This window comes from Chitinophaga sedimenti (assembly GCF_023156195.1).
Classification (GTDB): Bacteria; Bacteroidota; Bacteroidia; order Chitinophagales; family Chitinophagaceae; genus Chitinophaga; species Chitinophaga sedimenti.
Window position 1 is genome coordinate 4,982,303 of the sequence record NZ_JAKUKA010000001.1, and the last position, 17,915, is coordinate 5,000,217.

The following is a 17,915-nucleotide window of genomic DNA, read 5'->3' on the forward strand; positions in this document are numbered from 1 at the left end:
AAACACGGTAGTTGTTGACGAATTCTGACGTAATTTTGCCCCGTTTATGGACACAAATATTTATCAGCGGAACCGGGCCATTGTTATCTGGCTTTTTGTAGGCGTAGGCATGATCATCGTGCAGGTATTACTGGGAGGCATAACCCGTTTAACCGGCTCGGGCCTTTCTATTACTGAGTGGAAACCCATATTGGGCGCGTTTCCGCCAATGAATGAGCAGGCCTGGCAGGTGGCTTTTGAAAAGTACCAGCAGATTGCTCAGTATAAATATGTGAACCAGCACTTTACACTGCAGGATTTCAAGCATATTTTTTTCTGGGAGTGGCTTCACCGTGACTGGGGGCGCCTGATCGGCGTTGTGTTCCTGATTCCGTTCGTCATTTTTGTGTGGAAGAGAAAAATCAGCCGGGAAATGATTGCGCCCATGGTGATCCTGTTTTTGCTCGGCGGTTTGCAGGCCGCAATTGGCTGGATCATGGTAAAAAGCGGGATCAACGATACGGATATTACGGTAAGCCACATCCGTTTAGCCATTCACTTTATTGCAGCATTGTTGCTGCTGGTATATGCGCTTTGGTTTACACTGAAACTGAGCGTGCCTGTAAAAGAAATATTGCAGCAGCCAGTGCTGCGCAACCTGAATAACTGGATTTTGGTGTTGCTTACGCTTCAGTTAGTGTATGGCGCCTTTATGGCCGGACTTGATGCTTCGCTCTCCGCTTCCACCTGGCCGGATATTAATGGGATGATGGTACCTAATATGAACAGTGGAGAAGGTTTCGTGCATAGCATTACGCATAACGTGATGGCCATTCATTTTATTCACCGCGGCTTGGCTTATTTGCTCACCATCCTGGTGGCGATCTGGTTCTGGAAAGCAACGGGCACTCCGGGCGATAGCCTGCTGCACCGCATCCGTTTCCTGCCGTTGCTGGTGGTATTGTTGCAGGTGTTCCTGGGTGTTATCACCGTGTTGAACAGCAAATCTGAAATTCCGTTCTACTTCGCACTGCTGCACCAATTTTTTGGTATGTTATTCCTGATGGTAATGGTGTGGACGCGTTTTCTCGTGAGGAAATAATAGACGGGAAGGAAGCCGCTTGGGAATTTTTCCGTAAGTTTATCGAAACGACCGGTCACAAGTGAAATATTTTGTGTTCAAATTTTACTATTCCTTCCCTATTCAGTTGTTGCTGTTGCACTTTCGCAAGTACCGGTATTGTTAATCTTCTGGGCTATCCTCTTTAGTACCATTTTTGGCGGCTTTGCCAAGGTTTTGGAGGAGATGCGTTGTTCCTCGCGCCGGAATACCTGGGAGAAGTCAGCTTTTACAGCACCACCATGCTGGGTATGGCCAGTGCCGCTTTCACGATGAGCTGGCACATCACTACATTTATATTACATACAGGGCGATTTAAGTTTCTGGCCACAACTTCACAACCGTTTTTTAAATATTGCCTGAATAATTCCGTCATTCCATTCGCATTTGTGTTCTGTTTGTTGTTGCGGCTGGCGCAATACCGGGCATTCCAGGAATTGAATTCCGCGCCAGGAGTGTTGTTACTGATGGAAGGCTTTATAAGTGGATATCTGATCATCATCTTTTTCTTCTTCTTTTATTTTTTTAATGCTGATAAGAATATTGGCCGCCGGTTGGAGAAGAAGTTCGGTAATCCCCGGAATTTTTTGCGGTTGGTATTGAAGCCCAGCCAGGAGCCGGATGAAAACGCGTTACCCGTCCATAATTATTTCTCTTCTCCCTGGCGCATACGCCGTGCGCGTAACGTAAATCACTACAACAAGCATTATCTTGATAATATTTTTAAACAACATCACTTCGCAGCCATGATTACGGTGGGCTGCGCATTGGTTTTGCTGGTTATTCTTTCCTATTTGATGGATTATTCCATTTTCAGGTTGCCTGCTGGCGCCAGTGTGATGATTTTTTCGCATTCCTTATTGGCGTCGCGGGCGCTTACGCCTACTTGCTACAAAGCTGGGCTATTCCGGTGGCACTGCTGTTGATAGGTGCGCTCAACTGGATGGTGAAACACGATTGGGTAGACAGTCGCAACAAGGCGTATGGCATGAATTACCGCAACAAAAACGCCCGTCCGGAATACAGCGTGCCCCATCTGCAACGTTTTTTCACGGCAGAGCGGGCTGCGGCCGACAAGGCAGCTACTTTGCAGATATTAAACACTGGCGCGCGAAATTTCCCGCCGACAAAAAACCGAAGCTGATCGTAGTGAACACGAGCGGTGGCGGTTCACGCTCCGCGTTATGGACGCTTTGCGTAATGCAGCGGCTCGACAGCCTGCTGAATTTCGGCTTCAGTGACCGCACAACGATTATCACTGGCGCTTCCGGTGGAATGATGGGCGCCACGTATTACCGAGAGTTGTACCTGCAACGTATGATGGGAGAGCGCGTCAATCCGTGCGACACGATCTGGAAAGACAAAATATCCGGCGATCTGCTGAACGCGGTGTTTGGCTCGCTGGCGGTGAATGACTTTATCACACCGTACCGCACCTTCCGCATCGGTGATAATAAATACGGCCGCGACCGCGGATACGCTTTTGAAACGCAGCTGAATATCAATACCGGCGATGCGCTCGCCAAAAGTATCGGTGATTACCGCGAAGCGGAGCAAAAATCGCTGATCCCGATGCTGATCTGGAATTCGACGATCAACGCCGATGGCCGCAGGTTGCTGATATCGCCGCAACGCGTGAGTTATCTTTGTGCAGCGGACTATCTTTACCCCAACCGAAATGTCCGCGATATCGACGGGGTGGACTTTTCACAATTTTTGCTGCGCAGAATCCCGACCAATTGCGTGTTTCGAGCGCCATTCGCATGTGTGCCACCTTCCCTTATGTGCTGCCGAACGTGTTTTTACCCAGCAAGCCGATTGTAGACGTAATGGATGCCGGTATCCGCGACAACTTTGGCCAGGAAACAACGCTGCGCTACATCTATACCTTCCGGGACTGGATAAACGAAAATACCAGCGGGGTCATTTTTGTTCAGATCCGCGACACACGTAAGAACGACGTGCATCCCGTCAAGGATCACAAAGACCTTAGCGACCTGCTGTTCGAGCCACTGTTTTCCATGCAAACGCACTGGAGCGCGATGCAGGATTTTCACCAGACCACATGATCAATTATGTGGAGGGGTATTTCCCGAAAGATAAATTTCAGCGGATCATTTTCCAGTATGTGCCGCAGCGGGAGGATAAGGCGGCCGCACTTAGTCTGCATCTTACTTCGCGCGAGAAACTGGACATCGGGCGGGCGTTGGATAATCCGGCGAATCAGAGTGCGCTTCAGTTATTATTACAAACGATGCAGTAGTGTCTTAAACGATATAAAGCAAAGGGGATGCGATCTGCATCCCCTTTGCTTTATTTTTCCAGGAAACTGATTAAAGGTTGAATGAATTTTCCGAATGATTCGATGTGCGGAAGGTGGCCTACGCCTTCGATCGGTACCAGTTGTGCGTTCGGAATCCGTTTTGCGGCCAGTTTACCAAGTTCCGGGTAGTTTCCCATCGTTTTCTTCACTTCTTCAGGAACGTTGGCCTTGCCGAGGGCGGTGCGGTCGCGCTGGCCGATAATTAAAAGGGTGGGCACTTTGATGTTCGGAAATTCGTATACCACCGGCTGGGTAAAGATCATATCGTAAGTGAGCGCGGCATTCCAGGCTACACGGGGATAATCTGCATGTTCGGTCCAGGAGGCGAGGAGGGCAGCCCATTTTTCAAAGGCGGGCGACCACTGTCCGGCGTAATAATTGTCGAGTTGGTATTTTTAATTTTTTCATAGTTCTGAGATAGTTCTCCTTTATACCATTGATTTACGTTCTGATAGGGAACTTTCAGTTTCCAATCCTCCAGCCCGATCGGGTTTTCGAGGATCAGCTTTTCTGTTGTTCCGGGATACATGAGCGCAAAACGGGTGGCGAGCATGCCGCCCATAGAATGTCCGAGTACGGCGGTCTTTTTGATACCGAGCGAATCGAGTAGCCCCTTGGTGTTTTGGGCCAGTTGCTGAAAGGTGTATTGTAAGTGTGCTGGTTTGGAAGATTTGCCAAACCCGACCTGGTCGGGCATAATGACGCGGAAGCCCTTGTTGCCAAGCGCCGCGGCGGTACTATCCCAATACGCGGCGGCGAAGTTTTTCCCGTGTAGCAGCAGTACTGTTTTGCCATTGGGCATTTTAGGCTGCAAATCCATGAAAGCCATGCGCAATGTTTGTCCCCGGATGTGCAGGGTATAATAACTTACCGGATACGGATACTGGTAGGTGCTGAGTTCGGCATCCTGCGGGGCGGGCCTTTGGGCGTGCAGCAGGGTGGCAAATAACAGGGCAACGACGGATAGCAGTGGTTTCCGGTACATATTGCTGGCTTTACTGGATTAAAGAGCGAATACATGCAAATAATGCACCGGTTTTCGCCGGGTAGTATCTACAAAGTTGAAGTGTGCAACGCAACGGCGGCACAGGAACGGACTAAAAGCTGACTCCATATTATATATATCAGTCCGGTCCATTTTTAATACAACATACTGACAACCAATGCGAAGAGAGATATGGCACTTTGATTACATTAATTTAAACCGTCTCAGTCCGTGAATCTGAAGGTTTTTCGTACCTTTGCGCCTCCTTTTGGAATCGCTGTCTGTTTTTGGTCTGAAAAGTTGAAATGAACCAGGGTTACGGATAGCTAATAAGTTGAAAATTATGCAAATAAGAAACATCGCTATCATCGCGCACGTAGACCATGGCAAGACTACCCTGGTGGATAAAATCCTTCATCAGACCAACGTATTCCGTGCAAACCAGGAGACTGGTGACCTGATCATGGATAACAACGACCTGGAAAGAGAGCGCGGTATTACCATCCTGGCCAAAAACGTTTCTGTGATGTACAAGGGCGTGAAAATCAACGTTATCGATACTCCAGGCCACGCCGACTTCGGTGGTGAGGTAGAGCGCGTATTGAAAATGGCTGATGGCGTTATCCTGCTCGTGGATGCCTTCGAAGGCCCCATGCCGCAGACCCGCTTCGTACTTCAGAAAGCACTGCAGCTGAACCTGAAGCCGATGGTAGTAATCAACAAGGTAGATAAACCGAACTGCCGTCCCGACGAAGTACACGATGCTGTTTTCGACCTGTTCTTCAGCCTCGACGCAACCGAAGAGCAGCTGGACTTCCCGACCTTCTACGGTTCCGGTAAAAACGGCTGGTTCAACGACAGCAACGTACAATGTGAAGATATCACCCCGCTGATGGATGGTATCCTGAAATATGTTCCCGAGCCAAAGAAACCGGAAGGTAACCTGCAGATGCAGATTACTTCCCTGGATTACTCTACCTTCCTCGGCCGTATTGCCGTAGGTAAAGTAACCCGTGGTATGGTGAAAGAAAACCAGCCGATCTCCCTGATGCAGGTAGACGGTACTGTAAAAAAGCAAGGGTTAAAGAACTTTACATCTTCGAAAGCCTCGGTAAAAAACGTGTTACCGAAGTATTCGCAGGCGATATTTGTGCAGTAGTTGGCCTGGAAGATTTCAACATCGGTGATACCATCGCTGATGCAGAAAATCCGGAAGCACTGCCGGTGATCAGCGTAGACGAACCTACGATGAACATGACCTTCTCCATCAACAACTCACCGTTCTTTGGTAAAGATGGTAAGTTTGTAACGAGCCGCCACCTGCGCGACCGTTTAAATAAGGAGCTGGAAAAGAACCTGGCGCTCCGCGTGCAGGACAGCGAAAACGCCGATAGCTTTGTAGTATATGGCCGCGGTATTCTTCACTGGGCGTACTGATCGAAACGATGCGTCGTGAAGGGTATGAACTGACCGTTGGTCAACCCCAGGTTATCGTGAAAATGATCGATGGCAAACGCAGCGAGCCGTATGAGAACCTGGTTGTAGACGTGCCGCAGGAATTTGCTTCTAAAGTAATTGACCTGGTTACCCGTCGTAAAGGTGAAATGCACATTATGGAAACCAAAGGTGACATGCAACACCGGAGTTCGAAATTCCTTCCCGTGGTTTGATCGGTCTGCGTACACAAATGCTGACGGCTACTGCTGGCGAGGCTGTAATGGCTCACCGTTTTAACGAATATAAACCCTGGAAAGGCCCGATCCCCGGCCGTAACAACGGTGTACTGATCGCTAAAGAAGCAGGTACCACTACCGGTTACTCCCTGGATAAACTGCAGGACCGTGGTTTCTTCTTCGTAGACCCGGGAGAAGAAGTATACAAAGGCATGATCATCGGTGAAAACAGCAAACCCGGTGACCTGGTTGTAAACGCGAATGAAGGTAAGAAACTGACCAACATGCGTGCTTCCGGTTCCGATGCTGCAACCAACATTGCGCCTAAAACGCTGATGACGCTTGAAGAATGTATGGAGTACATCCAGCATGACGAGTGCATCGAGGTTACGCCTAACTTCATCCGTATGCGTAAAGTATACCTGGACGAAGAAGATCGTAAGAAATTCTCTAAAATGATGAAAATTGAAGAGGCATAATTGTCGCTTCCATGATATAGAAAAGGCGTTCCGTGAGGAGCGCCTTTTTTCTTTTCCGGCAGATCCTATATGGATCCTATATGCATCCTATATGCTATTCCGCTGAAACCCTTGCTGGTGCTGATGGGGCATAAAGGATGCATATAGGATCCATATACATCCTGCAACCAACAAAAAAGGCATCCCCGAAGGAATGCCTTTTTTCTTTTATGTTGATATCAGAGTAATCCGCCCAAAGGTCCCAGCATGCCGCCGGCAACGTCTTTCATTTCGGCTTCCCACGCACTTTCGGCGTTTTTCAACGCGCGGTTAAGCGCCGTGAGCAGCAGGTCTTCAAGTTCTTCTTTTCTTTCCGGAACACAAAGAGCATCTTCAATGACGATGCTTTTTACCTCGCGGTTGCCTGTAACGGTCACCTTCACCGCACCTTCTCCCGCTTCGCCGTCCATCGTTACGCCAGCCAGGCGGTCTTTACTTTCTTTCATTTTCTGCTGCGCTTCCTGCAGCTTTCCAAAAATATTACCGAACATGTTTAGTCTTTTGCCGCAAAGATAACAAATGCTTATCTTACCGCCTGTTATGATAGAAACAGAGGTTTGTATTATAGGCGCCGGCCCCGGCGGCGCCACTGCGGCACTGCAGCTCAATAAGCTCGGCATCCCCTGCGTGGTGGTGGATAAAGCTGTATTTCCCCGCGATAAGGTTTGCGGCGACGGGCTGAGTGGCAAGGTGATCATGCACCTGCAACGCATCGACCCGGAAATGGCGCAACGTTTCCGCGATACCGTGGAAAAGGAAGACAGCTGGGGCGTGCGTTTTGTGTCGCCCGGCAGGCTGCACATCGATGTGCCCTATAAACCCAATTACAGTAAGGAGTCCGATAAGCCCGCAGGCTTCGTTTGCAAGCGCATCGTTTTCGATAATTTCCTGGTGCAGGAACTGAAGCGTGCCGACAACAATGTGCGTTTATTCGAAGGCGTTAGCATTGATAAATACGAGCTCACCGATGAAGGCTACATTGTAAGCGATAGTAAAGGCGACTTTAAAGTGAAGTCGAAATTGTTGCTCGTGGCCAATGGCGCTCATTCCTCCTTTACCAAAGAGGTGGCGGGCATCAGGATGGAGCCTAAATACTACGCCGCTGGCATCCGCGCTTATTACAAGGGTGTTACCGGCACGCAGCAGGACAGCTTCATTGAACTGCACTTCCTGAAATCGTTGCTGCCCGGTTACCTGTGGATTTTCCCGCTGCCTAACGGTGAAGCCAATGTGGGCATGGATATGCTGTCAGACGACGTGCGCACGAAAAAATCAACCTAAAAAAGTTACTTACAGATACGATTGCCAACGATCCCATTTTCCGCGAACGCTTTAAGAACGCAGAGATGATTACGCCACTCGAGGGTTACGGCCTGCCGCTGGGCAGCAAAAAGCGTCCTATTTCGGGTGAACGTTTTATGTTACTGGGCGATGCTGCGTACCTCATCGATCCGTTTACGGGCGAGGGTATTGGCAATGCTATTTATTGTGGTGTATATGCGGCAGATCAGGCAGCGGCCGCACTGCAGTCCGCCGATTTTTCTGCGGCTAACCTCGCTGCATACGACGAGCGTGTGTACCGCGCGCTGTGGCCGGAGTTGCAGCTTAGTCACCGTTTGCAGAAGCTCGTGAAATATCCGCGCCTCTTTAATATGCTGATGAAGGCGGCTACGCGCAACAAGCAATTGCAGGAGCTAGTGTCCTGCATGTTCTACGAAATGGACATCCGTAAAAAACTCGCCCAACCGTCGTTTTATTTTAAACTATTACTGAACCGATGAAGATATTTTCGCTATCCCTTGCCGCCATATGCCTCGGCGCCTCGCTGCAATTGAAAGCGCAATCCGCGCTGTACACGGAAAAAGCCGGTGTGTTATCGCTCACCGAACAGGGCGCGTCGCATTTTGCAAAGTTGCCGCTGAAGTGTATGCAACAACCGTTTCCTTACAAAACAGGTATCGTGTTTAGCGACAGTTCGCTCATTACGGCGCCGAAGGATTATCATCCCGCGTTTTACGGGTGTTTCGACTGGCATAGCAGCGTACACGGACACTGGATGCTGGTGCGCTTGTTAAAAATGTTCCCGAACATGCCGGAAGCCGCTACCATACGGGAAAAGCTGGCGCAAAATCTTTCTGCCGATAACATTAATACGGAACTGAAATTGTTCCGCAACCGCGATAATAAAGGTTTTGAGCGCATCTACGGCTGGAGCTGGCTGCTGCAACTGCAACGCGAACTGATGACTGGAACGATCCGCTGGGACGGGAGTTATCTAAAAACGTGGCGCCGCTAGCACAGTTTTTTGCCAAGTCTTATGTTGAATTTTTAATAAAACTGGCTTACCCGATCCGTGTGGGCGAACATACCAACCTGGCTTTCGGTTTGACAATGGCCTGGGATTATGCGGAAACTACGAAGCATACTACGCTGCAGTCGGCGATCCGCCAGGCTGCCAACCGATTTTATGTGAACGATAAAGCGTGTCCTGTGGCTTACGAGCCTGGAGGATACGATTTTCTTTCGCCCTGCCTGGAAGAGGCTGACCTAATGTGGCGCGTATTGCCGGAAGCCGAATACCAGAAATGGCTGAGAGCATTTCTACCGCCGATTTACGCCGGGCAAAACTTTCCTGTCGATCGGGCAGGTGAAAGACCGCACCGATGGTAAGTTGGTGCATCTCGATGGCCTGAATCTCAGCAGGGCCTGGTGCTTATACAATATTGCCCGCCACGCCGGTTCTAATGAAGCGGCGATCCGCGGATTGGCTAAACGTCACCTTGAAGCGTCGCTGCCGAATGTGGCCAGCGGTGATTATGCCGGGGAACACTGGCTCGCTTCGTTTGCGGTGTACGCATTAACAGCCGAATAAACTAACTAAGGAGGACACCAGTCCTCCTTTATTTTTGGTGCAAGTTTTAGTAATATGAAATTGAAAATTTACCAGGTAGATGCTTTTGCAGATGCGGTTTTTAAAGGTAATCCGGCAGCCATTTGTCCGCTGGAAACGTGGCTGGATGATCGTACGCTGCAGCAGATCGCGATGGAAAACAATCTTCCTGAAACTGCTTTCTACCTGAAAAAGGGAGATGGATATGAGATCCGTTGGTTTACGCCCACCGTGGAAGTGGATCTTTGCGGTCACGCAACGTTGGCGAGTGCTTACATCTTGTTTAATAAGGGTGGACACGCTGGCGCGCAGATTGATTTTCATTCGCCGCGCAGTGGTTTGTTATCGGTAACACGGCAGGATGACCTTATCACCCTTAATTTTCCTGCGGATGATTTACGTCCGGTGGAGCTGACCGAAGCAATGTGTGCGCCGTTCGAAGTGCGGCCTTTGGAGGCGTATCGTGGTAAAACGGATATTATGCTGGTATTTGATTCCGAAGATGCAATCCGCGACATGCAGCCCCGCCTGAATGATATCGCCGAATTGGCTGCCCGCGGCCTTATTGCAACGGCGAAAGGGGAGAAGGTAGATTTTGTATCCCGGTTTTTCGCACCACAATCGGGCATCCCGGAAGATCCGGTAACAGGTTCGGCTCATACTACCCTCATACCTTATTGGGCCGGCAAACTGGGTAAGGCGGAGCTGACTGCTGTGCAATTATCTGCCCGCACAGGTTTCCTGCAATGCCGCCATCTTGGCGCCCGCGTGGAAATTGGCGGTTACGCGAAACTTTATCTCGAAGGAGAAATTTTCCTGTAGCAACGCCCTTTGTTTTGTATTTTTGAATGAACTGTCCCTTTAATACCGGATAATCTTCAGCTCATGAGCCGCGTAGCCCGTATATTATTGCTTTGGACTGGCAGCTTGTTACTACTGTTGCCGGTAATGCTGCGCGGGCAAAACATGAGCGTATCTGTTACTCCCGAGCCGGGCTGGCTCGCACCTTATCATCCCGATCTTACCAGGCAGCCGAATGCGCGAGATGTGTACAACGGTTACTATGAGTTGTTGTTCGAGGAACAGCATCACGTAGAAAACAAAGCGGTGTACCGTCACGTAATTCGCCGCATCGTTTCCGAAGCGGGGGTGCAGAACGGGGCAGAGATATCGGTGGAGTTCAGGCCGGCATATGAGAAATTATACTTTCACAAAGTGCAGCTCCGTCGTAACGGGCAGGTCATCAACATATTAACCCCATCCAAGTTCAAGTTCCTGCAACAGGAAAAGGACCTGGCTCAATTCATTTACCGCGGTACCGGCACCGCGTTGCTGTTTCCTGAAGATGTGCGCAAGGGCGACGAGCTCGAATATGCTTACTCGATCGTGGGCCGCAATCCCATCTTTGAGGATAAGTACTTCAATTCTTTTACTTTTTCTGCGGAAGACCCGGTCCTTAACTTTTATCGCGCGCTGATCTGTTCACCCTCGCGGCAGTTAGACCTCCGGGCATTTAATGACGCGCCGGAGCCGGTACAAAAAGCCATAAAAGGAAACTGGCTGTACGAATGGAATTTGAAGGATGGGCTGAAGGCCACGTCTGCTGATACCGACGAGCCTTATGTGCAGGTAACCGAGTACAAGACCGGGCACAGGTGGTGAACTGGGCGATGAAAATTAACCGGACCAGCGGAGCGGGTATACATCTCGCAGAAAAAATTGCGGAACTGAAACGGGGTGCGGGTAATGACACGATGCGCTACATCCTCGATGCTATTCGTTTTGTGCAGGACGATATCCGTTACCCGGGCATTGAGATGGGAGAGAACTCTCATCGGCCGAATGAACCGGACCGTGTACTGGCCCAACGCTTCGGCGATTGTAAAGATAAGTCGCTGTTGCTGATCACCTTGCTGAAAGCCCGTGGCGTTAGCGCTTCCATGGCGTACGTCAATACCGTAATGGAAGGCGATATCATCGAATTAAAACCTTCACCGTATGCGTTTGACCATGCGATCGTAGCGATCGATTATCATGAAAAAACATATTGGATAGATCCTACGATTGCGTATCAGCGTGGACCACTTGCGAGCCGTGGTAGCCTGCCTTATGGCCGGGCACTGCTCATCCGCGATGGCAGCCTGGGGCTGGCGCCGGTGAAAGGTGGTGAAACAGGCAAAATTAAAGTTTGGGAAAAGTTCCGGCTTTCTACCGAAAATGATGGCTCTACTACGCTGGACGTGCGCACGGAATATACCGGTTCATTTGCGGACGATGTGCGGTCGGAGTTTGCGTTGTATAGCATGGCATCGCGCGAAGAGAGTTTCAGAAGTTATTATGACGACACTTATCTCGGCGTGATGGTCACCGACTCGCTGACGACGAAAGATCGGGAGGACAATAATATTTACGAGGTTTTAGAGCATTACAAGATCATCCAGGCCTGGATGTACGATACTTTGATGAGAAACGGCAGCCTGATGTTCACCTCCAATGTGAAGATGCTGGCCGATCAGATTCCGGGAATAACGACAGAACTGAATGGCAGCACTGCTTCGCTGAAGTATCCATACAACATGGAATACGAAGTGGAGCTGCATATGCCCGTGAGCTGGGGGAATGCGCCTGCACCGGTGCATTTGCGCACGCAATACTATCGTTTCGATTTCGAACCGAGTGTGGAAGGCAAAGTCGTGCGGCTGCGTTATCGTTACGAAACTTACAGTTCGCAGGTACCGTCGGACGCTATGGCGGATTATCGCGCTGATGTGCGGCAGATGGCATCGACCGTAAGTTTACTATTTACGTTTAATCCGCATGGCGCTGTGTACGATGGTCGTAGCTATGGCGGCGGCTGGAACTGGCTGATGGTAGCGTTGGGCGGACTGTTTACGTTGGGTTTTACGGCGCTGGCCGTGTTGTATTCCCGCCGCAGCGTTTGGCCGCTGAAGCCGCGTGTGCAGGTGTGGCAGATTAACGGATGGCTGATTGTACTCGGTATCGGCCTGGTATTCCGCCCGTTTTATTTGTTGCTGGCATTGATGAACATGGACGCGTTTTTCTACGGCGCGTGGGAGCAGACCATGCTCCTCTCGCCGGGAAATGGCAGTACGCGCTGGCAACTGGGCCTCGTGGCATTATTGTTATCCCAGGTAATGCTGACCGTGTATGCGATACTGTTATGCGTGTTGTTTTTCCGCCGTCGCGATATATTTCCGCGCAGCCTTATTACTTTTTATCTTTTGGAGATAGCTGTGCTGGCGGTTATACATATGTTGCCGGAGGAATTGCGGCAGCATCAGACGCTGGCAATTAACTATGTTACGGAAGCGATAGTAGTCATATCGGCGGCTATTTGGATCCCTTATATGGTGTTTTCGGAGAGGGCGCGCAATACGTTTGTATTGCCCCATTCGTCACTGGTTTCCTACGAACCGCCGGAGGTGCCTGCTGCGCCTTCTTATTCGCCGCTTACAGAAGGAGTGGTACCGGCAAAGCCTTATTTTGAAGGAAGAGTGCGGGAAACCGGGAGAATTTGGGCAGATGGTTTGCCAGAGATGAACGAAGAATCACATCAGCCTGAAGAAGGAACTGTAACAGCAGCAGAAGCGGGCAGGGAAGCGATTCCAGATCAAGCGGCCGCCGATGAGCTGGTGGAAACGGAGCAGCCAGCCACAGCACCTGCAGTGAAGGAATATAGCGCAGCCGATGAGCTGACGGAAACGGAGCAGCCAGCGTCAGTTCCTGCGATGAATGCAGCGGATGATTTGCTGGAAACGATAGCGGCAAGCGGGCAATCGAACGGGTCAATTCCTGCTATAACCGAATACCGCGCAGCGGATGACCTGCTCGAAACGATAAGGGCGGGCAGACAATCGAACGGGTCAGTTCCTGAGATAACCAAATACCGCGCAGCGAACGACTTGATGGACACAATAAAGACAAATGAAAGCGCTGTTGACGATAGCGAAACGGACCAATCCCATCAACCCGAAGAAAAAACTGCCGCCGATAACATCCTCGAAACGCTTCGTGCGATGAAATTCGACGCCATGTATACTTCAACTGAACCTGAGCCGGAAGAAAAGACGGCGGAGCCGGATGATGCCCCGGATTCCGCCGCAGACAATATCCTGGCTACGATCCGCTTCCTGCATTCTATGAAAAATCAGGATGGAAATCCGCTGCATGGACAAAACATTCTCCTGCTCAATGAAAAAGAAAAGCCCGGCGAATCCACCGGGCAGTAACAAGGTTAGATCGATTCCGCGTCGAAGATCACGACCTTCTCCCAAAACTGGTTGCAGGTTTCCACGAAATTCAGGTGCACGGGGTGTACCTGGTAAATATCATGATCCGCCTGGCTGTCGAATACCGTGAGCAGCTGATAGCTATAACTCCGGTCAATTACCGGACGATCGGTAGATGCCGGTTTGCCCAGGCTGAAAACGCGGATTACCTCCACTTTGCTCAGCGCCGTAACGCCCTGTTCGAATGCTTTTACGGCTTCGGGCGTCAGGTCGGGTTTCAGGTAAAAGTTCACCGTATGTACAAATTTTTTGTCGCTCATATAGCGCTTTCGGTTTAATGTTGATGAATGTATTTGCGAACGTTCCAGGCGTTTACGATGTACACCAGCAGCAGGATAATCAACGTACTGGCAACAGTCATGAGACCCGGGTAAGGGGAAATATACATCATTTTGCTCTTCAGCACCGAGGCTGCCCACCACTGCAAAACTGACACAAAAATGAAGGAGCATACGCCGGTCACCAGGTACAGTGGCATGAACTGTTTCATTAAATATTGACGCAGTTGTTTCGGCGAGGCGCCCAACGTAATCAGCAGGCGGATTTCGTACTTGCAGGATGCTACAACGAGTTGAATGAACATACTGAAAACCAGCAGTGCAAACAGCAGTAACACCAGTCCAAAGAAACCAACGGCGGAGGTGATGATATTCACGATGCCGCGGTATTTCGAGAATCGCTGTTTTTCTTTATCGGTGCTATAACCATGGTCGTCCAGGTATTTGACGAACGCCGGGTTCGATGGGTCTTTTGTTTTTACGATGATGCGCGAAGGGGCTTTGTCTTTCTCCGTGCCGTATTTCGCGTTGGCCCAGCGCATAAAGCTGTCTGGTACCAGGATGGTGGTGATGCGGTCGGAGAAGCCGGCCACTCTGCCGGTAAAGATGTCGCCCTCCACGCCATTGTAAATATTGATGCGGATGCTGGCGATATTCTTTACAGTTTCCTCCGAAATCTGCGGGGAACCTTGTCCCAGCGCAAATCCGAAGTTATACAGGTCCAGAAAGTTAGTGGGCAGGATGATGGGCACATCACGCTGGCCTTCCTGCCATTTCCAGTCATCCACCTTTACATCGATGAACTCGTCCGGCATCGATTCAAAAATAACATGGAAGACACGCCCAGCGCAGGCATATCGGCCATCACCTTATATTGGTTGGCAGTAATGGGCGCAAAGGTTTGTACGAAAGATTGTTTTTTGATATCGGCCAGTTCTTCCGGCGCGAACGAATTGGCTTTTTCGTTGCCGGCAGTGGCATTGGTAATTTTTTTATTGATTACCAGGAAGTCCATGCTTTCGTTGGCGTTGCGGGTGCCATATAGCAGCTCGTTAAAATCGGTGTGCACCTGTGCGGCGATAAGCAGCAGCAACATGGCTACTCCCAGTCCAATGCCTGCCATCAGGAAGCGTACCCGGCCAACGCCGGTGCGGATGATCTTTTTCAATAAATCAAAAAGTGGGCGCATGTGGCAATTGCATTAAAGGTGGAAATGGTCGTCGTAATCAAATCGCTGGTCATCGTCCAGGTCGGTGAGGATGAAGCCGGCATTGCGGGCTTTGCATTCTGCGGCGATCAGCGCGGCGGCCCGACTGGCGTTGGCATCGTCGAGGTGGCTGAAAGGCTCGTCCATCATTAACCATGCAAAGGGCTGCATGAGCGCGCGGATAATGGCGATACGCTGGCGCTCACCGTACGACAGGGTTTTGGCACTTTGCTTTAGTACGTGGGTCACCCGCAACTGTTCGGCCATTTCCTGGATTTTTTCCCGGGAATGATAGGGTTGTGGCATCATCACTCTTTTCAGTTCGATGTTTTCCCAGGCCGTAAGCTGATCGAACAGCCGCAGGTCCCGGAACACTACGCTCACCTGTTGCTGGCGGATGCCGGATAATTCTTCGGCGTTGTAGTCCGACCAGTTTTTACCGTTAAACGACACGGAGCCCGTGTAGTCGTAACGGATGTGATACAGGTAATGTATCAGGGTGGTTTTGCCTGTGCCGGAGGGCGCTTTTATTTTGATAAAGCGGCCCTGCTGAAATGTGATGTTGCTGTTCCAGACATCGGATGACTGCTGGAGTATTTTTTCCCGGAGGGGAATGGGTACCAGCTGTTGAAGTGCGATTTCCATGGTGTTGACCGGCCCTTTTGCCGGCCAATAAAACTAACACAATTCCCTGGCCTTGCCAAGCGTGGGAACAAAAAAGCTGCCCAAACGGGCAGCTTTTTTATCACTTTAAAGAAAGTATAACATTAGAAAGCAGGAGCGGCAACGGTATCAACCATTATCGCTTCGGTAGCTGAATCTTCAGCTGCCCATTTCTTACGCTGCTCTTCCTGTTTAGCTTCGATCGCTTTCTGCGCTTTCAGACCAAAATTGATCAGCTGCGCCAGGGCGTTCTGCTCTTTGTTTTTGAAGTTTACCACTACAGAACCGGTAGACACATTGCCGCTCGGTTTGCCGGTTACGCCTTTGATATCTTTGAAAAGGCTTTTCAGGTCTGTTTCAACGTCTGCATTGCCGATACCGTCCAGTGGTGCGCTGCCCAGGATTTTTTCCAGGTCAACATAGAATACGCCGGTTTTGCCTTTTGCATCAGCGGTAGCTTCAGCAGGCAGGGTAGCTTTACCTTTACCGGCGATGTATTCAGCCTGCAGGGCAGCGTCAGATGCTACAACGATTGCTTTTGCATCGATGTGAACAGAGAATTTGCCCATAGCAGCCATTTCGTCTTTCAGTACGTAAGTGTCGCCCTGTTTAACGAAGGCTTCCTGACCTACCTGGGAGCTCATTACTTTATCAAAAGCGGCTTTATCACCCACTTTCAGCGATACCAGCCATTTAACCTGGGGTTCGTCATAAGTATAAGTAGAATCCCACTCAGAAGTTTTCTTTACAGTAGCGAAGTCAGAAGCAACAGCAACGATTTCGCCTTTGAAAGCTTTCAGGATATCGTCCAGTGTGAGGCCGCTCTGAGACAGACCCATGTTAACCAGGCCGTCCATGCCAGCTTCTTTCAGGATATCTCCGATCATACGCAGATCGAAGTTTGCCAGTGCAAAACCATCGATGTTGGCAGAAGGATATTTTTCCAGCATAGCGAGGTCAACGCCATCCCAGCTGTATTTGTTGATGATTTTAGTGAGCGCTTCGCTGGAGTAGCTTTTCATCTCGCCGGTAATTTTACCGTTTTCGAAATTAGCAGTAGCAGTGTAATAAGCGCCGTCATACAGTTTTTTCAGGCCGGCGAGCATCATTGCTTCTGCGCCACCACCTTGCTGCATGTTATAGATAGAACTCATGTTCATGTAGAATGACATGTCGGCTTTCTCTTTCATTACCTTTTTGAAACCATCAATGCTGTTGGCAGATTCAGCTTCTTTCAGCTTGAAGAGACGGGTCAGTTCGGTTTTGGCAGCAGTTTCGCTGGTTTCGCCGTAGCTACCCTGGATAGCTACACCGATTACCACTTCTTTGTTCCAGCCTACTACCGCTTCGCCGAGCTGGGCGTATTTGTAGTCCGAGCCTTCAGATTTGATTTCTACTGTAGTCATGTGTTTTTCAACATCGCTTCCAGTTTGGCTGCGTCGTCCAGTTTAGCTACCAGGTTAAAGGTAATGCCACGGGTTGCATTAGGTGTACCGGCAATCAGAATCTGGCTTTTGAGGTCGAGGCCGGAATTTTCAATGTCTTTCATGGCTTTGCCAGCTTCGCTGGACGTATCGCCTTTCTGAACGGCTTCAAACAATTTGTCCATAGTGATTCCGCTGGAAACGAGCTTGTCGTGCAACTGTTTGCCATCAATGCTCAGCACAAACGCCGCTTCTTTGGGAATGTGCTTGCTCTGGGTCGGAACTTTCGAGCACGACGACATCAGCACTACAAAGGCAGCACTCATCGCCAACAAAACTTTGGAAAGGTTCTTTTTCATAAAAACTTTAAAGATGATTTTGAGAATTAGGAGCGAAAATACAATACTTTTTGCTAATGCGTTAGGGATTCTTTACACGAGAATTTTGTGTCGTAAGGTGATCTTGTACAATAAAAACGATGATAATCAGTTTATTAACAAAACCATAGCGATGAAAAAACCTCTACTGCGGGTCATTTTCCAGCA

Annotated in this window: 24 protein-coding genes and 2 pseudogenes; 17 read left to right on the plus strand and 9 right to left on the minus strand. The window is 49.8% G+C overall.

Annotated elements, in window-relative coordinates; genetic code table 11:
• The first annotated feature begins 46 nt into the window (after positions 1 to 46).
• The 6 genes from MKQ70_RS28580 to MKQ70_RS28605 all read left to right on the plus strand — a co-directional run bounded on the left by MKQ70_RS28580 (position 47) and on the right by MKQ70_RS28605 (position 3,362).
• Positions 47 to 1,081: a COX15/CtaA family protein gene (locus tag MKQ70_RS28580; protein WP_248077192.1), complete on the plus strand. Its 1,035-nt coding sequence runs from the start codon at positions 47 to 49 to the stop codon at positions 1,079 to 1,081.
• 209 nt (positions 1,082 to 1,290) lie between these two features.
• Positions 1,291 to 2,025: a hypothetical protein gene (locus MKQ70_RS28585; RefSeq protein ID WP_248077195.1), complete on the plus strand. Its 735-nt coding sequence runs from the start codon at positions 1,291 to 1,293 to the stop codon at positions 2,023 to 2,025.
• A complete protein-coding gene (locus MKQ70_RS28590; RefSeq protein WP_248077198.1) occupies positions 2,010 to 2,243 on the plus strand; it encodes a hypothetical protein in 234 nt (77 codons plus the stop codon). Before MKQ70_RS28585 ends, MKQ70_RS28590 begins: the two co-directional genes overlap by 16 nt.
• A 5-nt stretch (positions 2,244 to 2,248) precedes the next feature.
• The gene (locus MKQ70_RS28595) at positions 2,249 to 2,923 is read left to right on the plus strand and encodes a patatin-like phospholipase family protein (RefSeq protein ID WP_248077222.1); all 675 of its coding nucleotides are present in this window, start codon (positions 2,249 to 2,251) and stop codon (positions 2,921 to 2,923) included.
• Positions 2,896 to 3,168 carry a hypothetical protein gene (locus MKQ70_RS28600; protein ID WP_248077225.1) on the plus strand — a complete coding sequence of 91 codons (273 nt, stop codon included), beginning with the start codon at positions 2,896 to 2,898 and terminating at the stop codon, positions 3,166 to 3,168. The genes MKQ70_RS28595 and MKQ70_RS28600 overlap by 28 nt, the downstream gene beginning before the upstream one ends.
• A complete protein-coding gene (locus tag MKQ70_RS28605) occupies positions 3,165 to 3,362 on the plus strand; it encodes a hypothetical protein (RefSeq protein ID WP_248077228.1) in 198 nt (65 codons plus the stop codon). The genes MKQ70_RS28600 and MKQ70_RS28605 overlap by 4 nt, the downstream gene beginning before the upstream one ends.
• A 50-nt stretch (positions 3,363 to 3,412) precedes the next feature.
• On the opposite strand, the gene MKQ70_RS28610 is transcribed toward MKQ70_RS28605, so the two are convergent.
• Both MKQ70_RS28610 and MKQ70_RS28615 read right to left on the minus strand, forming a co-directional pair.
• Positions 3,413 to 3,685, minus strand: a complete 273-nt coding sequence (locus MKQ70_RS28610) for an alpha/beta fold hydrolase (protein WP_248077230.1) — start codon at positions 3,683 to 3,685, stop codon at positions 3,413 to 3,415.
• 26 nt (positions 3,686 to 3,711) lie between these two features.
• Entirely contained in the window at positions 3,712 to 4,407 is a 696-nt protein-coding gene (locus MKQ70_RS28615; protein ID WP_248077233.1) for an alpha/beta fold hydrolase, read from the minus strand.
• Between the two features lie 343 nt (positions 4,408 to 4,750).
• Between MKQ70_RS28615 and MKQ70_RS43420 the strand changes: the two genes are divergently transcribed.
• From MKQ70_RS43420 to MKQ70_RS43435, 4 genes are all read left to right on the plus strand, one after another.
• Positions 4,751 to 5,566, plus strand: a complete 816-nt coding sequence (locus MKQ70_RS43420; protein ID WP_248077236.1) for a GTP-binding protein — start codon at positions 4,751 to 4,753, stop codon at positions 5,564 to 5,566.
• 65 nt (positions 5,567 to 5,631) lie between these two features.
• Positions 5,632 to 5,844, plus strand: a complete 213-nt coding sequence (locus MKQ70_RS43425) for a hypothetical protein (protein WP_248077239.1) — start codon at positions 5,632 to 5,634, stop codon at positions 5,842 to 5,844.
• An 8-nt stretch (positions 5,845 to 5,852) separates the two neighbouring features.
• Complete coding sequence (locus MKQ70_RS43430) at positions 5,853 to 6,077, plus strand: hypothetical protein (protein WP_282456848.1); 225 nt, start codon at positions 5,853 to 5,855, stop codon at positions 6,075 to 6,077.
• The gene (locus MKQ70_RS43435; RefSeq protein WP_282456849.1) at positions 6,074 to 6,559 is read left to right on the plus strand and encodes a large ribosomal subunit assembly factor BipA; all 486 of its coding nucleotides are present in this window, start codon (positions 6,074 to 6,076) and stop codon (positions 6,557 to 6,559) included. Before MKQ70_RS43430 ends, MKQ70_RS43435 begins: the two co-directional genes overlap by 4 nt.
• A gap of 218 nt (positions 6,560 to 6,777) precedes the next feature.
• On the opposite strand, the gene MKQ70_RS28635 is transcribed toward MKQ70_RS43435, so the two are convergent.
• The gene (locus MKQ70_RS28635; protein ID WP_248077242.1) at positions 6,778 to 7,089 is read right to left on the minus strand and encodes a YbaB/EbfC family nucleoid-associated protein; all 312 of its coding nucleotides are present in this window, start codon (positions 7,087 to 7,089) and stop codon (positions 6,778 to 6,780) included.
• A gap of 49 nt (positions 7,090 to 7,138) precedes the next feature.
• Here MKQ70_RS28635 and MKQ70_RS28640 point away from each other — a divergent pair, with 49 nt between their 5' ends.
• From MKQ70_RS28640 to MKQ70_RS41590, 7 genes and pseudogenes are all read left to right on the plus strand, one after another.
• Positions 7,139 to 7,879, plus strand: a complete 741-nt coding sequence (locus MKQ70_RS28640; RefSeq protein ID WP_248077244.1) for an NAD(P)/FAD-dependent oxidoreductase — start codon at positions 7,139 to 7,141, stop codon at positions 7,877 to 7,879.
• Between the two features lie 65 nt (positions 7,880 to 7,944).
• A complete protein-coding gene (locus MKQ70_RS28645) occupies positions 7,945 to 8,379 on the plus strand; it encodes an NAD(P)/FAD-dependent oxidoreductase (protein WP_248077246.1) in 435 nt (144 codons plus the stop codon).
• A gap of 146 nt (positions 8,380 to 8,525) precedes the next feature.
• Positions 8,526 to 9,268 (plus strand): annotated as a pseudogene (locus tag MKQ70_RS28650) (DUF2891 domain-containing protein).
• Positions 9,246 to 9,470 carry a DUF2891 family protein gene (locus tag MKQ70_RS39885; RefSeq protein ID WP_308199229.1) on the plus strand — a complete coding sequence of 75 codons (225 nt, stop codon included), beginning with the start codon at positions 9,246 to 9,248 and terminating at the stop codon, positions 9,468 to 9,470. Before MKQ70_RS28650 ends, MKQ70_RS39885 begins: the two are co-directional and overlap by 23 nt.
• 54 nt (positions 9,471 to 9,524) lie before the next feature.
• Positions 9,525 to 10,310: a PhzF family phenazine biosynthesis protein gene (locus tag MKQ70_RS28655; protein ID WP_248077249.1), complete on the plus strand. Its 786-nt coding sequence runs from the start codon at positions 9,525 to 9,527 to the stop codon at positions 10,308 to 10,310.
• A 63-nt stretch (positions 10,311 to 10,373) separates the two neighbouring features.
• Positions 10,374 to 11,150 (plus strand): DUF3857 domain-containing protein, encoded by a 777-nt coding sequence (locus MKQ70_RS28660; RefSeq protein WP_248077251.1) that lies wholly within the window; start codon positions 10,374 to 10,376, stop codon positions 11,148 to 11,150.
• On the plus strand, positions 11,144 to 13,738 hold the full coding sequence (locus MKQ70_RS41590; RefSeq protein ID WP_248077254.1) for a DUF2569 family protein: 2,595 nt from the start codon (positions 11,144 to 11,146) through the stop codon (positions 13,736 to 13,738). Before MKQ70_RS28660 ends, MKQ70_RS41590 begins: the two co-directional genes overlap by 7 nt.
• Before the next feature lie 5 nt (positions 13,739 to 13,743).
• On the opposite strand, the gene MKQ70_RS28670 is transcribed toward MKQ70_RS41590, so the two are convergent.
• The 6 genes and pseudogenes from MKQ70_RS28670 to MKQ70_RS39895 form a co-directional block, all read right to left on the minus strand.
• On the minus strand, positions 13,744 to 14,058 hold the full coding sequence (locus tag MKQ70_RS28670; protein ID WP_248077256.1) for a Dabb family protein: 315 nt from the start codon (positions 14,056 to 14,058) through the stop codon (positions 13,744 to 13,746).
• Positions 14,059 to 14,072: 14 nt separating this feature from the next.
• Entirely contained in the window at positions 14,073 to 14,453 is a 381-nt protein-coding gene (locus tag MKQ70_RS43890) for an FtsX-like permease family protein (protein WP_504909794.1), read from the minus strand.
• A gap of 90 nt (positions 14,454 to 14,543) precedes the next feature.
• Positions 14,544 to 15,265: pseudogene (locus MKQ70_RS43895) on the minus strand (transporter); the annotation flags it as partial.
• 12 nt (positions 15,266 to 15,277) lie between these two features.
• Positions 15,278 to 15,928: an ATP-binding cassette domain-containing protein gene (locus MKQ70_RS28685; protein ID WP_248077261.1), complete on the minus strand. Its 651-nt coding sequence runs from the start codon at positions 15,926 to 15,928 to the stop codon at positions 15,278 to 15,280.
• A 122-nt stretch (positions 15,929 to 16,050) separates the two neighbouring features.
• Positions 16,051 to 17,352, minus strand: a complete 1,302-nt coding sequence (locus MKQ70_RS28690) for a DUF4836 family protein (protein ID WP_282456850.1) — start codon at positions 17,350 to 17,352, stop codon at positions 16,051 to 16,053.
• On the minus strand, positions 17,349 to 17,729 hold the full coding sequence (locus tag MKQ70_RS39895; protein WP_282456851.1) for a DUF4836 family protein: 381 nt from the start codon (positions 17,727 to 17,729) through the stop codon (positions 17,349 to 17,351). Before MKQ70_RS39895 ends, MKQ70_RS28690 begins: the two co-directional genes overlap by 4 nt.
• Between the last annotated feature and the right edge of the window lie 186 nt (positions 17,730 to 17,915).

Bases quoted from the DNA above. Each gene is read 5' to 3' on its own strand.
- MKQ70_RS28605 (WP_248077228.1), top strand. From the start codon at position 3,165: ATGATCAATTATGTGGAGGGGTATTTCCCGAAAGATAAATTTCAGCGG.
- MKQ70_RS28640 (WP_248077244.1), top strand. From the start codon at position 7,139: ATGATAGAAACAGAGGTTTGTATTATAGGCGCCGGCCCCGGCGGCGCC.
- MKQ70_RS28580 (WP_248077192.1), top strand. From the start codon at position 47: ATGGACACAAATATTTATCAGCGGAACCGGGCCATTGTTATCTGGCTT.
- MKQ70_RS28660 (WP_248077251.1), top strand. From the start codon at position 10,374: ATGAGCCGCGTAGCCCGTATATTATTGCTTTGGACTGGCAGCTTGTTA.
- MKQ70_RS28690 (WP_282456850.1), bottom strand. From the start codon at position 17,352: ATGACTACAGTAGAAATCAAATCTGAAGGCTCGGACTACAAATACGCC.
- MKQ70_RS28635 (WP_248077242.1), bottom strand. From the start codon at position 7,089: ATGTTCGGTAATATTTTTGGAAAGCTGCAGGAAGCGCAGCAGAAAATG.
- MKQ70_RS28615 (WP_248077233.1), bottom strand. From the start codon at position 4,407: ATGTACCGGAAACCACTGCTATCCGTCGTTGCCCTGTTATTTGCCACC.
- MKQ70_RS43430 (WP_282456848.1), top strand. From the start codon at position 5,853: ATGCGTCGTGAAGGGTATGAACTGACCGTTGGTCAACCCCAGGTTATC.
- MKQ70_RS28645 (WP_248077246.1), top strand. From the start codon at position 7,945: ATGATTACGCCACTCGAGGGTTACGGCCTGCCGCTGGGCAGCAAAAAG.
- MKQ70_RS28685 (WP_248077261.1), bottom strand. From the start codon at position 15,928: ATGGAAATCGCACTTCAACAGCTGGTACCCATTCCCCTCCGGGAAAAA.
- MKQ70_RS28670 (WP_248077256.1), bottom strand. From the start codon at position 14,058: ATGAGCGACAAAAAATTTGTACATACGGTGAACTTTTACCTGAAACCC.
- MKQ70_RS39895 (WP_282456851.1), bottom strand. From the start codon at position 17,729: ATGAAAAAGAACCTTTCCAAAGTTTTGTTGGCGATGAGTGCTGCCTTT.
- MKQ70_RS28610 (WP_248077230.1), bottom strand. From the start codon at position 3,685: ATGATCTTTACCCAGCCGGTGGTATACGAATTTCCGAACATCAAAGTG.
- MKQ70_RS43420 (WP_248077236.1), top strand. From the start codon at position 4,751: ATGCAAATAAGAAACATCGCTATCATCGCGCACGTAGACCATGGCAAG.
- MKQ70_RS28655 (WP_248077249.1), top strand. From the start codon at position 9,525: ATGAAATTGAAAATTTACCAGGTAGATGCTTTTGCAGATGCGGTTTTT.